We start from the raw sequence: 14848 nt of genomic DNA on the forward strand, positions 1-14848 counted from the left end.
GACGCCGGCGACGACCGGGACTCCAACGACCGGGACCCCCGCGCCCGGGGCCCCCGCGACCGACAGCCGCGAAGCGGCCGAGGGCCGTTGCCCCCTCGCCCTCGACCCGATGGTCGGCGACCTCGACGGGGAGACCCGGCGGCTGCGGGAGGAAGGGCCGCTGACCCGGATGGAGTTGCTCGGCGTCCCGGCGTGGACCGTCACGCACCACGCGGAGGCCCGGCGGCTGCTCACCGACCCGCGCCTGGTCAAGGACATCAACCGCTGGACGCTGTTCCGCACCGGGGTGGTCACTCGCGAGTGGCCGCTGATCGGCATGATCGACGCGGGCCGTTCCATGTTCACCGTCGACGGCGCCGAACACCGCAGGCTGCGCACCAAGACGGCGCAGGCCGTCACCCCGCGCCGGCTGGAGCAACTCCGCCCGGCCATCGAGGAGATCACCGCCCGCCTGCTGGACGACGTCGCCGAAGAGGGCGCCGACGGGCGGACCGTCGACCTCAAGGCGGTCTTCGCCCACCCGCTGCCGATGTCGGTGATCAGCCACCTGATGGGCGTCGACCCGGACCTGCACCCGAGGCTGCGCGAGCTCTACACCGCGTTCTTCTCCATGCTCACCCCGCAGGACGAACGCCTCGCCGCCATCGACGAACTGGACGGCATCTTCGCCGACATGGTGCGGGAGAAGACCGCCCGCCCGGCCGACGACCTGACCAGCGCCCTGATTCTCGCCGACGAGGGCGGCGAACCCCTCACGGAGGAGGAGGTCGTCGGCAACCTCAAGGCCATGGTCGCCGCCGGGCACGAGACCACGATCGGCCTCATCCTCAACGCCGTCCGCGCCCTCCTCACCCATCCCGACCAGCTCCGCATGGTGCTGGACGGCGAGATCGGCTGGGACACGGTCGTCGAGGAGACCCTGCGCTGGGACACCCCGACCACCCACCTGCTGATGCGCTTCGCGACGGAGGACATTCAGGTCGGCGACCAGGTCGTCCCCGAGGGCGACGGCGTGGTGATCTCCTACCGGGCCATCGGGCGGGACACCGCGCAGCACGGCGAGGACGCCGACGCGTTCGACATCACCCGGCCCACGCCGATCCGCCACATGACCTTCGGCCACGGCCCGCACATCTGCCCCGGCGCCGCCCTCTCCCGTCTGGAGGCGGCCATCGCCCTGCCGGCGCTGTTCGCGCGCTTCCCCGCCCTGGCGCTCGCCGTCCCGGTCGAGGAGATCCGCAACCAGCCGGTGCTCACCCAGAACGACCTCCAGTCCTTCCCGGTACGGCTGGACGGCGGTCCTGCCGCGGCCCGTTGAGACCAGGGGGCGGCGGCAGGCCCGCCGCCCGGGATGAACGTCAGCGGGTTCCGTACGGACCCGGCCCCGGCGGCGGCGCGTACGGCCCCGGACCAGGCCCCTGGCCAGGCCCCTGGCCAGGTCCAGGCCCCTGACCCGGCCCGGGCCCGTACGGTCCCGGGGGCCGGTGGAAACCGGGCGGCGGGCCGTACGGGCCGGGCGGGCCCGGGAGCCGGGGCGGAGGCGCCGGGCGGGACAGCGACGCCGCGGCGCGCTGCGTCGGCGGCGCGGCCGTCGCCCGGCGGGTCCACAGGTGGTGGAGAAGCTCCTGCTCGCGGGCGTGGAAGTCGCTGACGGCGATGCCGCGTTCGGCGCGGGCGCGCAGCAGCGCCAGCGACGTGGCGAAGTGCTGGTACTCGGCGACCGTCCGGGCCGCGTCCGGGCCGCGGCCCTGGCGGGCCACGTCGCGGGCGAGGCTGCGGGCCCGCGCGGTGCCCAGCGCCCAGGCTTCCGAGGGGGCGAGCCAGCCCGCGGCGACGTACGTCCGCAGCGACTCGCGCACGGTGCGCAGTTCGCCGAGACGTGACCACACGGCCAGCCAGATCAGGGTGCCCAGCACGGGCAGCATGAACAGGGCGTAGACGAAGAGGAAGGTGAGCGAGGCCTGCGAGGCCGCGCCGTTCCAGATGGCGTGCAGCAGGATCGCCGTCAGCAGTCCGGCGAGCCCGACCGGCGCACGCCAGCGTCGCCGCCGGTGCGGCAGCGCGGCGGCGATGCCGAACGCCACCCCGGTGAGGCCGGTGAACAGCGGATGCGCGAACGGCGACATGAGGATGCGCGCGACGAACGTGGCGGCCGTCGCGGAGGCGCCCGCCTCGTAGGGCATGCCGGTGTCGTCCCCGCCGTACGCGCGGCCCAGGTACAGCACGTTCTCGGTGAAGGCGAAGCCGGCCGCGGTCAGGCCGGCGACGGCGATGCCGGACACCACGCCCGTGAAGTACCGCCGCCGGAAGAAGAAGAGGAGCACCACGGGGATCGCCTTGGCGACCTCCTCCACGACCGGCGCGACGACGGCCGCGCCCAGCAGGTCCGCCTCGGAGGCCGACCCGGCGATCGACCCGGCCAGCCAGGCCGTGGTGAAGGTGTTCGCGAGCAGCGCGATGAGGGTCGCCGCGCAGGCGCCCCAGCCGAAGACGAAGACGTGCTGGCTCCACGGCTTGGGCTCGACCCCGTCGACCCAGCGGAACGCCGCGACCAGCAGCGGCACCGGCAGCAGTGCCAGCAGCAGGCCGACGAGCAGCCCGTCCGTGCCGGTCTGCTCCCGCACCAGCGCGAGGATCACCACCCCGCACAGCACCAGGACACCGGCGACCGCGAGCAGCCGTAGCGTCCGCGCGTGGCGATGCCACCAGGACGGGGTGCGCGGCGGGCGGTAGCGCCAGTCGGCCTCGGACGCCGGCATCGCGGGGAACCGCGGCTGCGCGCCGTCGTCGGTGGGCGCCGCGTAGGGCTCCGGGGCCGCGCACGCCTCCGGGGCCGCCGTCGGGGCGGGCGCCGGAGGGGCTTCCGTCTGCGGTGGCGCCTGCGGCGCGGCCTCGTCATGCACGTGTACGACAGTAATAGGGGTGCGGGCGGGGCGGGGAACGTCCGTACGTCGGTGGCGGCGTATGCGTGGCCGCGGCAACCACCGTGGCGCCCCGGAGGGAGTCAGACGCGGCGGAACAGGAGGTCGCGCACCATGTGGCCCTTGTGCAGACCCTGCCGCTCGAAGCGGGTCATCGGCCGCACCGAGGGGCGCGGTTCGGCGAAACCGCCGCCCGCCGAGGCGTTCTCGTACGCCGGATGCGCGGTGAGGACCTCCAGCATCTGCTCCGCGTACGGCTCCCAGTCCGTCGCCAGGTGCACCAGCGCGCCGGGACGCAGCGGCACGGCGGCCAGGTCGAGGAACTCGGGCTGCACGATGCGCCGCTTGTGGTGCCGCTTCTTCGGCCAGGGGTCCGGGAAGTACAGGCGGAGCCCGGACAGCGAGTCGGGCGCCAGCATCTCGCGCAGCAGGATGATCGCGTCGCCGTTGGCCACACGGATGTTGACGAGGTCGTTCCGCTCCGCCAGCCGCAGCAGGTTGCCCTGGCCGGGGGTGTGCACGTCGACCGCCAGAATGCCGGTCGCCGGATCGTCCGCGGCCATCTGCGCCGTCGCCTCGCCCATGCCGAAGCCGATCTCGCAGACCACCGGCGACCCGGCGGGCAGCGAGTCGAAGAGGGCGTCCAGGTCGAGCCGGGACAGGCCGTCCACGTCCACGCCCCAGTGGGGCCACATCCGTTCCAGCGCCTTGCGCTGGCCGTGGGTGACGCGGCTGCGGCGCGGCTGGAAGCTGCGGATGCGGCGCTCGTGGTGCGAGCCGGCGGGGTCGGCGGCCGGTCCGGCGCCGGGCGCGAACATGGGTGTGCGGGACCGCTCCTCGGCGGCCGGGCGGGCGGGCTGAGCTGGGGTGGAGGCGTTGTCGGACACAGTGCGTCCGATTCTACGGGCGCCCCGGAGGTCGGCCCGAGGGCAGGTGGAGGCGCGGGTGCGGCGCGGGTGCGGCGCGGGTGCGACGGGGGAGCGGCCCGGGCGCCGCTTGCGTACCAAGGCCGTACCAGCAGCGCCACAGTCCTGTGCCCGTTGGTCATGGGCGCGCCAACGACGGCACGGGCCGTCGTACGCTCACGTCCGCGCCCGGCGGGGATCGGGCGGTCGCACGACCGAGCCCACGGGGGGACACATGCCGCGCACGAAGAGAACGCTCCGCCGCACCGCCCTGCTCGCGGCCACCGCCACCGCTCTGGTGTCGATGGCCGCCTGCACTTCCGACGATTCCGGCGACGGCCGCAAGAGCAAGGAGGGGAGCACCTCCTCCAGCACCCCTGCCCCCACCCCGTCCGGTACGCCCTCCCTCACCCCGTCCGGCACCCCCTCCAGCAGTGCCTCCTCGGACAGCGACTCGTCGGACGAGGACTCCGGGAAGTCCACGTTCAAGCCGTCCACGTCCAAGCCGAAGTCCACGTCGAAGCCGGCCACCGAGACGAAGCCCAGGACGAAGCCGAAGTCCAGGTAGAGGTCGTGCCGGGCCGGGCCGGCACGTCAGTGGGCCATCGCGGCCAGCACCCGTGCGGCGACCTCGCGCCCGATCGGCAGCGAGGCCGTCGCCGCCGGGGACGGGGCGTTGAGCACGTGCACCGTGTGCGGCGACTCGGCGAAGAGGAAGTCGTCCACAAGCGTGCCGTCCGGCAGCACCGCCTGGGCCCGTACGCCCGCGGGCGCGGGGCGCAGGTCGCCGGACGTCACCTCGGGCAGCAGCCGCCGCACCGCCGCCGTGAAGGCGTGGCGCGACAGCGAACGGTGCACCTCGCCCGCGCCGTACCGCCAGTGCCGGCGTGCGAGGTGCCAGGCCCCCGGGTAGGCCAGCACGCCGGCCAGCTCGCGCGGCCGCAGCGTCGTCGGGGCGTAGCCCTCGCGGGCGAGGGCCGGTACGGCGTTGGGCCCGATGTGCACCCCGCCGTCGATGCCGCGGGTCAGGTGCACGCCCAGGAACGGGAACGCCGGGTCCGGCACCGGGTACACCAGGCCGCGCACCAGGTCCGCCCGCTCCTCGGCCAGTGCGAAGTACTCGCCGCGGAAGGGGACGATCCGCATGCCCGGCTCGTCGCCGGCGAGCCGGGCGACGCGGTCGCAGTGCAGACCCGCGCAGTTGACCAGCGCCCGCGCGCGCAGCACCGAGCCGTCGGCCGTACGCACGGCCACGCCGCGTCCCGCCCGCCGGTCGACCGCGGCGACCTCCGCGCCGTACCGGAGGGCCGCGCCGCCCTCCTCCGCCAGGCGGCCGAGGGTACGGGCGACGGCGGTGAAGTCGCAGACGCCGGTGGTGCCGACGTGGATGGCGGCCACGCCGCGGACGTGCGGCTCGTACTCCCGGAGCTGCGCCGGGCCCAGCTCGCGCACCGGGATGCCGTTCTCACGGCCGCGCTGCACCAGCGCGTGCAGTCGCGGCAGCTCGCTCCGGTCGACGGCGACGATCAGCTTGCCGGTCACCTCGTGCGGCACGTCGTGCGCGGCGCAGAACTTCACCAGCTCCGCCGCGCCCCCGGTGGCATAGCGGGCCTTCAGCGAGCCGGGCCGGTAGTAGATCCCGCTGTGGATCACGCCGCTGTTGCGGCCCGTCTGGTGCAGGGCCGGGGCGCCCTCCTTCTCCAGCACGACCACGCGCGTTCCGGGCGCGGCGCGGGTGACGGCGTACGCGGTCGAGAGGCCGACGATGCCGGCGCCGACGACCAGCACGTCGCAGTCCAGGACGGCGCCGCGGGGCTGGGCGGGCGCGAGGTTCTCCGGGGACGACACGCTTCTCATCATGACCGGTGGGGGCGGAATTGATGCGTGCGGCAGGGGGGCGGACGGCGGCGAAGGGGGTCCGCGGGGCGGCCGGGGTGGCCCGCGGGGCGGTCGGGGTGGCCCGCGGGGCGGCGCCCGGACGTCACGGCGGGGTCCCCGGCCCCGTCACGCCGGGGTCTTGAGCAGGGGACGCGCCCGTTCGCGCAGCTCCGCGACCCGGGGCTCGTCGCCGTACGGCTCCAGACGGTGCAGCAGGTCGCGCACGTACTCGGTGGTGCGGGCGGAGGAGATGCGGCCCGCGACCTCGACGGCGAGTGTGCCCGCCGCGCAGGCCGCGTCCAGGTTGCCGGACTCCAGCTCGGCGACGGCGGACACCACCAGCCGTAAGCCGTGCGAGCGCACGAACTCCTCCGTCGGCCGGGACAGCGCCTGCTCGGTGAAACGGCGGACCTGGCGCGGGGCGTTCAGGTCGCGGTAGCACTCGGCGGCGTCGGCGGCGAGCCGGTCGTAGGAGTAGAAGTCCAGCCAGGAGGGGTCGGCGTCGCCCGGCCGCGCGCGCTCCAGCCAGCCCTCCGCCGCGGTGATCGCCGCCTCGCACGCCTGCGCGTCGCCGGACTTGGCCAGCGCGCGGGCCTCCACCAGCCGGAAGAAGCTCATGGCGCGCGCGGTGGCCAGACCGCGGTTGCGTTCGACGGCGGCCTGCGCGAGATCCACGCCCTCGTCGGCGAAACCCCGGTAGGTGGCCTGCAGCGACATGGACGCCAGCACGTACCCGCCGAGCGGCACGTCCGCGGCGGCGCGGGCCAGGCGCAGCGCCTGGATGTAGTAGCGCTGGGCGGCTTCCTGCTGGCCGGTGTCGAAGGCCATCCACCCGGCGAGGCGGGTGAGTTCGGCGGTGGCGCCGAACAGTGCACGGCCGACCTCGTCGGAGTAGGCGCCGAGCAGCAGCGGGGCGGCGTCCACCCGCAGGCACTCCGGGACCATCGACGAACGCCAGTCGCCGCCGCCGTACTTGGAGTCCCAGCGACGTGCCTCCTCGGCGGCCTCGCGCAGCTTGGCGACGTCCGTGTGGCCGACCCGGAGCGACGCGGCGGCCGCGGCGGCGCCCTGACCCGCGGCATCCTGCCGTGGGGCGGACGGGTCCTCGCGGCCCGCTGCCGCGTCGGCGGTCTGTGCGGTCTCGGCGGGCTCACGTGCCACCGAACTGTCGGCGGGCGTGATCAGCCACCGCGAGGTGGGGGTGGCGTACGCGCTGACCGCGAAGGAACCGGCGAGCGTCTGCCAGATGCCGCCGCCGCGCCGGTTGCCCAGGTCGAGGCGGTACAGATCGGTCGCGGACTTCACGGCGTCGCGCACGTCGCGCGGGAAGGCCAGCCCGACCTCGGGCGCCGGGTCGGACACGGCGAGCCCGATCTCGTGCAGCGGCACCGGCCGGCCCAGCTTGCTGCCTATCGCCGCGGCGATGAGGTGCGGCGCGACGCCCTGCGGCACCATGCCCTTCGACACCCACCGCGCCACCGACGTCTTGTCGTAGCGGAGCGTCAGACCCCGCTGTGCGCCCAGGTCGTTGACCCTGCGGGCGAGTCCGGCGTTGCTGATCCCGGCGAGGGTGAGTACGGTGCCGAGCTTATCGTTCGGCCCGCGTTGCTCCCTGGACATGCGGCACCCCTGACACAGCGACGGCCGCGCTTCCGGCGCACGCGGAACTCCCCGCCCGCGCCGACCGGTTCGCCGGGCGGGCCGGGGACTCCCGCCACGCCGTGGCGCGGGAAAGTACTGCACCCACAGTAGTTCGCCGCATCCCTACCGTTAAGAGGAGCGGCGGCGGTTGGCGGATTCGTGCCCGTGGCGCACGGCCCCGGGCACGCACCCGTCACGTGCTCCCGGAGTGTGGCCGTGCGCCCGCCCGTGCGCCTTGGGCGGGAGGCCCGGAAGCGCTTCCATGGGTCCCGCGTGGGTCGGCCCGCCGCTCTGCACCGGTGGGCCGGGGAGACCGCCGACCCCATTCCCCGCGGGCGGCGGCGCGGTCCGGGGGGCGGTGGGTGCCTCCCGGGCCGACAATCTGGCCGAAATGACACCGGTCGACTCCCCCGGCATATTCCACCCGCCGCCCCCACGCCGGTGGGCGCGCGAGCGGTGCACGTCACGCAAACGTGCGCCCCCCATCCCCCTCCGATGCGCCCGAGGCGTGGCAGCATGGTCGCTACAAGCGGCTGGCAGCAGCACCGGATTCTTGAACGTTGCGAGCCTGCGGACCTGTTCGAGCTTGGACCTGACGGGCGGAGGCGGGCGGCCATGCGGTGGTTGGTGGGCTGGAACAGCCCTGCGGTGCGCCCCGCGGGCGTCCCGGGCCCCACGGGAGCGGGAGCGTACGGCCAGGGCGGCTACGGCCACGCGGGCCACGGCTCCGGCGGCTACGGACCAGGCGGGTCGTACGGTTCCGGCGGTCACGGGACGGGGACCGCGTACGGTCCTGCCGGGGCGTACGGAGGGCTCGCCGGTGTCCCCGGCGAGGTGAGCGGCGAAACGGTACGCCCCGTCGGCGGGCAACTGCTGTGGGGCGGACCGGGCGAGAGCGATCCGCTGTGGGCGGTCGGCGACTGGAGACCCGACGAGGTCCGCGTCGTGCACGGCGACGGCGGCAACCGCCTCGCGGTGCTGGGCAGTTGCGGCGCCGGTGACGAGGAGCTGCGGGCCGGCCTGTACACCGCGCGCGGCGGCGCGCTGCGCCACCTGACGGCCTGGCCCGGCAGCTACACCGTCGTCGTCCGCATCGGACGGCGCACCACCGTCCCCGCCGACCTGGCCGGCGCGCGGCCGGTGTTCCACGCCCCCTGGGCGGGCGGCACCGCCTACGCCACCGCCGCCCTCCCGCTCGCCGACCTCATCGAGGCCGAACTCGACATCTCCCACCTCGCCGCGCTTCTCGCCTGCCCCGACGCACCCGAGGCACTCGGCGACGGCACCCCGTACGCAGGCGTGCGACGCGTGCCCCCCGGCCACGCGCTGGTCCTGCGCGAGAGCAGCCGCGAGATCGTCGGCTACGAACCCACCGCCTCGCTCGCCGTCTCCGCCCCGCCGCCGCTCGACCCCGACCTCGCCGTCGCCGGGGTGCGCGACGCGCTGGTCGCGGCCGTACGCGCCCGGCTCGCGGCACCCCGGCACGCCTCCGAACACGACTTCACGCCCCCGGGTCCACGCGACCCCGGCCCGGTGCCCGGCATGGGCCCCGCCGACCGGCGCGCCGCCCGCGGCGCCCCCGAGCCCGGCATCGGCGCCGACCTGTCCGGCGGCCCCGCGTCCGCCACGCTCGCGCTGCTCGCCGCCGGGCTGCCCGGCATGCCCGGCACCGTCCACGGCACCGGTAGCGCGTCGGCCGGGGAACGCCTGCTGGCCGTCACGTTCAACGACCTGACCGCCGCCGGCGCGGCCGAAGGCCGCGCAGCCGAGATCGAACGCGCCCGGCTCCTCGCCGAGAACCCCCGCCTGCACCACATCGTCGTCACCGGCGGCGACGAGTGCCTGCCGTACGCCGACCTGGAGAGCGGGCCGCTCACCGACGAGCCGGGCCCCTCCCTCGTCGCCGCCGAACGGCACCGCAGACGCCTGGCCGCCGGCAGCGCCGACCACTTCGTCGGTCTCGGCGCCCGCCAGGTCCTCGACGCCCACCCCGCGCGCCTCGCCGACCTGCTGCTCGACCGCAGACGCCGCCACCTGCTGCGGCCCGTCGCCGCGCTGGCCCGCGCCGAAGGCGCCGAACGCGCCGGTCTCCGCGCCGCGCAACGCGCCGCCGAACGCGACCGGGCCGACGGAGCGGACGCCGCCGACCCGGCCCGGGCGGCGCACGGAACCGGCGCCGTCCCGGGGGCGGGTCGCTCCGTACTCGTCCCCGTCACCGTCTACCGTGCCGCACGCCGCCTCGCCCGCACCCCCTACCGCGAGGGCGTCGAGGCCGCCGCCGCCCAGCTCCGCGAAGGACGCGTCACCGGCGCCGCCGCCGGCATCCCCCGCGCCCGCGGCGGCCCCTCGTCCGCCGGGACGCGCGGCACCGGCGGCACCAGCACCCTGGACCTCTCGCTGGCCGCCCTCACCTGGTGCCGTCCCGGACCGGCCGCCCGCTGGATAACCGGCGAAGCCCTCGCCGAGGTCTCCCTGCTGGTGGAGGGCGCCGCACGGGTCCGGCCCATCGTCGAACGCCCCGGCGAACGCCGCGCCCGCGCGGCACTCGCCCGCCAGGCCGCCGACCACCGCGTCCTCGAACAGGCCGCCGAGATCCGCAACCAGCGGCTGCACGCGCCCTTCTACGACAACCAGGTCGTGCGCGCCTGCCGCGAACTTCCCGAGGCCGCCCGCGTGAAGCCCGGCGCCCGCGCGTCGGTACTGCGCGCGGTGCTGGCGGGCGCCGGCGTGCACGACGTGCCCCCCGGGTGGGGCGCCCCTTCGCACGCCAGCCAGCACGCCTCCGCGCGTGCCGGTCTCCGCGCCGCCGCAGACCCGCTCGCCGACCTCTTCACCGCTCCCCTGCTGGCCGAGGCCGGACTCATCGAGGCCCGCGTCGTCCGCCGCGCACTCCGGGCCGCCGCCGACGGCGAGCGTGTCCCGCTGGACGGGCTGGCCGACCTGGTGTCCACGGAGATCTGGCTGCGTCGCCTCATCGCCCGCCGCGGCACCTGCTGGACCGGCGCCGACGCGCCCCGCCAGCGCGCCGCCACCGCCGTCGTCACCCCCACCCCCGACCGCCCCATGCTCTGACCCGCTCCGGGGCTCGACAGCAGTGAGGCGCTGCCGTTGTCGGCGGACCGGACGCCCGGCGGCCGGGCCGCGCCCGCCCTCGGGTCCTTCCGCCGCCGCGGTGGAGGCAGGCGTTGCCCGTGCGGGCTCCTCGGCACGGCCGAAGGGCGTGACCGGTGCGGTGAGGGCGCAGGGTGCCGGCTCTTCCCGCTGCGGCGCGGCAGTCCCGTCGGTCGCCGGAGTGTGACGCCCGGGCGGGCCTGGCACGGCCCTCACCGGCCCGGGGCTGAGGAGGACGCCTCCCTCGCTCCAGCCGCCCGGCGGCCTCTCGCGGGACCGGGCGCGCCCGGCCCCCGGCCGGTGCGCCGCCGCGACGGCGGGCACGCGCGTCGGGGCGCCGGGCCGGACGGGCACCGAGACCGGGCCCCCGCCGGAACGGCGGCCTGCGCGGCACCGCGGCGGGGAAGGCGCGCGGCGGCGCGTCACGTACCGTGAAATTGCAGGGCACGCCAGGCGGGGGGCAGTGACAATGGGGACCGTGCGGTATCTGATCCTGGGCGCGACGGAGGTGCGGGACCCCGACGGGGCCCCGCTCCCGCTGGGCGGCACCCGGCTCCGGGCGCTGCTCGCGGCCCTCGCGCTCCGCGCCGGGGAGGCCCCCTCGCCCGCCGTGCCCGTCGAGGTGCTGATCGGCGAGGTGTGGGGCGACGCGGACACCCACCCCGCGGACGCGCCCGCCGCGCTCCAGGCGCTGGTCGGCCGGCTGCGCCGGGTCCTCGGCAGGAACGCGGTGCTGTCGCTGCCCGGTGGCTACCGGCTGGACGTCCGCCCGGACGACGTCGACCTGCACCGTTTCGAGCGCCTGGCCCACGAGGGCCGCCGTGCACTGGAAGGGGGCGGCGACGCCGGCGCCGCCGCCGAGCTGCTGCGCGAGGCCCTCGCCCTGTGGCGCGGGCCCGCGCTCGTCGACCTGCCGGACGCGACGTCCGCCGCGGCCCGTACGGAAGCGCTGCGCCGGACCGCCGTACAGCACCGCATCGCCGCCGACCTGGCCCTCGGCCGGGCCGAGCACGTGCTGCCGGAGATCCGTGAGCTCGCCGTCGCGTCGCCGCTGGACGAGCCGCTGCAGGCCCTGCACCTGCGGGCGCTCCGGGACGCGGGGCGGACGGCCGAGGCACTGGAGGCGTACGCCACGGTGCGGCGGGACATCGCCGACCGGCTCGGTGTCGACCCGGGCGGGGAACTGCGCGCCCTGCACGCGGAACTGCTGGGAACCGGCGGCTCCCCCCAGGGCACGGAGAACGCCCGGCCGGGCGCGTCCGCGGGCGCGCCGCGACGGGCCCCGGCGCCGCACGAGGAACCGCGCCCACGGCGACCACGGGGCAATCTCCGCGCTCGCCTGACCAGCTTCGTCGGCCGTGAGTCCGACCTCGACACCCTCCGCGCGGACCTGCGACGCTCCCGGCTGGTCACCCTGACCGGCCCGGGCGGTTCGGGCAAGACCCGGCTGGCGGAGCAGTCGGCGGCCGCGGCCCTCCGCACCCTCGCCGACGACGACGGCACGCAGCATCCGGACGGCGCGTCCTCCCCGGACGGCGACCCCTACCCGGACGGTGCCTGGCTCGTCGAACTGGCCCCGCTGGACCAGCCCGCCGCCGTCCCCGGAGCCGTGCTCAGCGGGCTCGGGCGGCGCGAGACGACGCTGTTCGCGGGCACCCTCGAGGGCAGCCGCACCGCGTCGGGCCACGAGACCCAGCCCGCCGACGCCACCGCCCGGCTGCTCGAACACTGCGCGCACCGCCGCCTGCTGCTCGTTCTCGACAACTGCGAACACGTCGTGGCCGCGGCCGCCGCGCTCGCCGAGACGCTTCTCGCCCACTGCCCCGGCCTCACCGTGCTGGCCACCAGCCGCGAGCCGCTGGGCGTGCCGGGAGAGACCGTACGGCCGGTGGAGCCGCTGCCGCCGGTCCCCGCGCACCGGCTCTTCGCCGAGCGCGGCGCCGACGTACGGCCGGACTTCACACCGGCCGCGTCCGCGCAGGACCGGGCCGCCGTGGAGGAGATCTGCCGCCGCCTGGACGGGCTGCCGCTCGCCATCGAACTGGCCGCCGCCCGGCTGCGGTCGCTGACGCCACGGCAGATCGCCGACCGGCTGGACGACCGCTTCCGCCTGCTGACCAGCGGCAGCCGTACGGTACTGCCCTGGCAGCAGACGCTGCGGGCCGTCGTCGACTGGTCCTGGGACCTGCTGGACGCGCGGGAACGCACGGTCCTGCGACGCATCTCCGTCTTCTCCGGAGGCTGCACCCTCTCCGCCGCCGAGTACGTCTGCGCGGGCGAGGAGGACGTCCCCGTGCCGGAGAGCGCCGTGTACGAGGTGCTGGCCGCGCTCGTGGACAAGTCCATCCTGATCGCCGACCGTCCACGGTCCGCCGCCCAGACCGGCGTGCGCTACCGCATGCTGGAGACCATCCACGAGTACGCCAAGGAGCGGGCGGCCGAGCACCCGGCCGAACGGGCGCGGGCTGCGGCCCGGCACACCGAGCAGATTCTGCGGTTCGTCACCGCCGCCGAGCCCCGCCTGCGCTCCGCCGAACAACTGGCCTGGCTGCCGCGCATGGAGGCCGACCTCGACAACATCCGCGCCGCACTCGACCGCGTGCGGCGCCAGGACGACGCCGAGGCCGCCACCGCACTGGTGCGCGGCATGGGCTGGTTCTGGTGGCTGCGCAACTACCGCGACGAGGGCGCCGCCTGGGTGGACCGCGTGCTGGCGCTGCTCCCGGACGAACGGGCGGCGCGCGAGGCGTGGCAGGAGGTCGCGTACCGCGAGTTCCAGCTGCTCCGCTACTTCCTCATGCACGAGCAGTACGGCCAGGAACGCCTGCTCACCGAGGAGTTCCTGCGCGTCGCCCGCGAACTGCTGGAGACCTTCAGCGCACCCACCCCCGAGAGCACCCGGTTCCCGGGCCTGCTGTGGTCGTTCTCCGCGTATCTGGAGGGCGGACCGCAGGCCGTGCTGCCGCTGATGGACGTGAGCGTCGCCAACTGCCGTGCGCTGGCCGGGCCGTGGGAGCTCGGGATCGTGCTTCTCTTCCGGGCGCACCTCCGCTTCGACACCCCCGGCGGGTTCGAACGCGCCGCCGCCGACCTCGCCGAGATCGACGCGCTGTCCGGGACGACCGGCGACCGCTGGCTGCTGGGGCAGGTCTGCGGGCTCCGCGCCGAGATCGAGACGGCGCGCGGGCACTACGAGCGGGCCCGCGCCGAGTTCGAGACCGCGCTGCGGTACGCGCAGGAACTCGGCGCCTTCCTGGAGATGCCGTTCCTGCTCGCCCGCATCGCCGAGACCTGGTACCGGCAGGGAGACAGCGGACAGGCGGAGAAGATGACGCTGCGCGCCGAGGAGGAGGGCGAACGCCTCGGCGTCGCCGACGCCCGCACGTACGCCTCGCTGGTGCGCACCCTGCTGGCCCTGGAGCGCGGCGACGCGGAGCGCGGGCGCGCGCTGTGGGAGCAGACCCGCGCGTACGCCTGCCACGGCTCGCCGCCCGACGTGCTGTCCATCGCCGTCGGTTCGCTCGGGGCACGGATCACCTCCCTCGCCGGGAGGGCCCGGCAGGCCCTGGCGGAGGTGGGGGATGCGCTGCGGCTCGTGGAGCGCGGCACCGCACCCGAGGCGCTGGTGGCCCACGTGCTGCTGGACGCGGCGGTGATCGCCGTGCAGGCCGGGCATCCCGCCGAGGCGCTGCGCCTCGCGGACGCGGGGCGGGCGATGCGCGGCGCACTGCCCGCGAGCGTGCCCGAACGGCGTGAGGACGCGTGGGTGCGGGCGCGGGCGGCCGCGGCGAACGGCAGCGGGCACGGCGGTCCGGCGCTGGAGGTGCACGAGGCCGTACGGCTGCTGGACGCACTCGCCGGCGCGGGCGACGGCTCCCAGGCCCCCGACCACACCGCCGTTCCGCGCCCGGCGGGCCGTACGGTCAACGGCAGCTGATCCGCGCGTCCGCCCAGTCGGCGAGCAGCAGGCGGTCGGCCGGGCCCTGCGGGCTCACGGGCTGCACCACCAGCCGTACCGTCCGCACCCCGGTCAGCGCCACCCGGACGGGTACCGGCGCGGCGCCGCGCCGGACCGGCTGCGACTGCCACAGGCGTGACCCGTCACCGAACACGGCGAAGCGCACCGCACGGTCGGTGAGCGTGAGCCGGTCGACGCGGGCCAGGGCGTCGTACGAGGTGCAGCTGCGGTTGAGGTCGACGGTCACCGACGAGGGGGCGGGGACGCCAACGCCGCCGTAGCGCTGCCACAGCCAACTGCTCGCTCCGGCGCGGAAGGTGGGGGCGTCCCCGCGAGGGCCGGGCCGGGCGGTGTCCCAGCCGAGCCGTTCCAGCCGGAAGGTCTCCGGGGCGGGCGGCGGAGACGTCGGAGTCGGGGTCGGCGAGGGGGGAGAG

General features: G+C 76.3%; 9 protein-coding genes. 4 read left to right on the forward strand and 5 right to left on the reverse strand.

The window, feature by feature from the left end; genetic code table 11:
• The first annotated feature begins 109 nt into the window (after positions 1 to 109).
• On the forward strand, positions 110 to 1318 hold the full coding sequence (locus RM572_RS13745; protein ID WP_311673625.1) for a cytochrome P450 family protein: 1209 nt from the start codon (positions 110 to 112) through the stop codon (positions 1316 to 1318).
• Positions 1319 to 1358: 40 nt separating this feature from the next.
• Here RM572_RS13745 and RM572_RS13750 read toward each other — a convergent pair whose 3' ends face one another.
• Together RM572_RS13750 and trmB are read right to left on the reverse strand one after the other, a co-directional pair.
• Positions 1359 to 2759 carry a PrsW family intramembrane metalloprotease gene (locus tag RM572_RS13750; RefSeq protein WP_449657216.1) on the reverse strand — a complete coding sequence of 467 codons (1401 nt, stop codon included), beginning with the start codon at positions 2757 to 2759 and terminating at the stop codon, positions 1359 to 1361.
• Between the two features lie 245 nt (positions 2760 to 3004).
• Positions 3005 to 3820, reverse strand: a complete 816-nt coding sequence (gene trmB, locus RM572_RS13755) for a tRNA (guanosine(46)-N7)-methyltransferase TrmB (RefSeq protein WP_394813604.1) — start codon at positions 3818 to 3820, stop codon at positions 3005 to 3007.
• A gap of 241 nt (positions 3821 to 4061) precedes the next feature.
• On the opposite strand from trmB, the gene RM572_RS13760 reads away from it, so the two are divergent.
• Entirely contained in the window at positions 4062 to 4394 is a 333-nt protein-coding gene (locus RM572_RS13760) for a hypothetical protein (protein WP_311673607.1), read from the forward strand.
• 26 nt (positions 4395 to 4420) lie between these two features.
• On the opposite strand, the gene lhgO is transcribed toward RM572_RS13760, so the two are convergent.
• On the reverse strand, positions 4421 to 5674 hold the full coding sequence (lhgO, locus tag RM572_RS13765; protein ID WP_311673608.1) for an L-2-hydroxyglutarate oxidase: 1254 nt from the start codon (positions 5672 to 5674) through the stop codon (positions 4421 to 4423).
• A gap of 156 nt (positions 5675 to 5830) precedes the next feature.
• Entirely contained in the window at positions 5831 to 7324 is a 1494-nt protein-coding gene (locus RM572_RS13770; RefSeq protein ID WP_311673609.1) for a hypothetical protein, read from the reverse strand.
• 636 nt (positions 7325 to 7960) lie between these two features.
• Between RM572_RS13770 and RM572_RS13775 the strand changes: the two genes are divergently transcribed.
• Both RM572_RS13775 and RM572_RS13780 read left to right on the forward strand, forming a co-directional pair.
• Complete coding sequence (locus tag RM572_RS13775; protein WP_311673610.1) at positions 7961 to 10417, forward strand: asparagine synthase-related protein; 2457 nt, start codon at positions 7961 to 7963, stop codon at positions 10415 to 10417.
• A 508-nt stretch (positions 10418 to 10925) separates the two neighbouring features.
• Entirely contained in the window at positions 10926 to 14393 is a 3468-nt protein-coding gene (locus RM572_RS13780; protein WP_449657217.1) for an AfsR/SARP family transcriptional regulator, read from the forward strand.
• Here RM572_RS13780 and RM572_RS13785 read toward each other — a convergent pair.
• A partial coding sequence (locus RM572_RS13785) for an NPCBM/NEW2 domain-containing protein (protein WP_311673612.1) occupies positions 14380 to 14848 on the reverse strand: 469 nt, incomplete at its 5' end. The two genes, RM572_RS13780 and RM572_RS13785, sit on opposite strands and share 14 nt — an antisense overlap.

This window comes from Streptomyces hazeniae, from assembly GCF_031845485.1.
GTDB classification, from domain to species: domain Bacteria; phylum Actinomycetota; class Actinomycetes; order Streptomycetales; family Streptomycetaceae; genus Streptomyces; species Streptomyces hazeniae.

What these genes read in the sequence shown, in the direction of transcription:
- RM572_RS13745 (WP_311673625.1), top strand. Translation starts at nt 110, where the DNA reads ATGGTCGGCGACCTCGACGGGGAGACCCGGCGGCTGCGGGAGGAAGGG.
- RM572_RS13750 (WP_449657216.1), bottom strand. Translation starts at nt 2,759, where the DNA reads ATGCCGGCGTCCGAGGCCGACTGGCGCTACCGCCCGCCGCGCACCCCG.
- RM572_RS13760 (WP_311673607.1), top strand. Translation starts at nt 4,062, where the DNA reads ATGCCGCGCACGAAGAGAACGCTCCGCCGCACCGCCCTGCTCGCGGCC.
- RM572_RS13770 (WP_311673609.1), bottom strand. Translation starts at nt 7,324, where the DNA reads ATGTCCAGGGAGCAACGCGGGCCGAACGATAAGCTCGGCACCGTACTC.
- RM572_RS13775 (WP_311673610.1), top strand. Translation starts at nt 7,961, where the DNA reads ATGCGGTGGTTGGTGGGCTGGAACAGCCCTGCGGTGCGCCCCGCGGGC.
- RM572_RS13780 (WP_449657217.1), top strand. Translation starts at nt 10,926, where the DNA reads ATGGGGACCGTGCGGTATCTGATCCTGGGCGCGACGGAGGTGCGGGAC.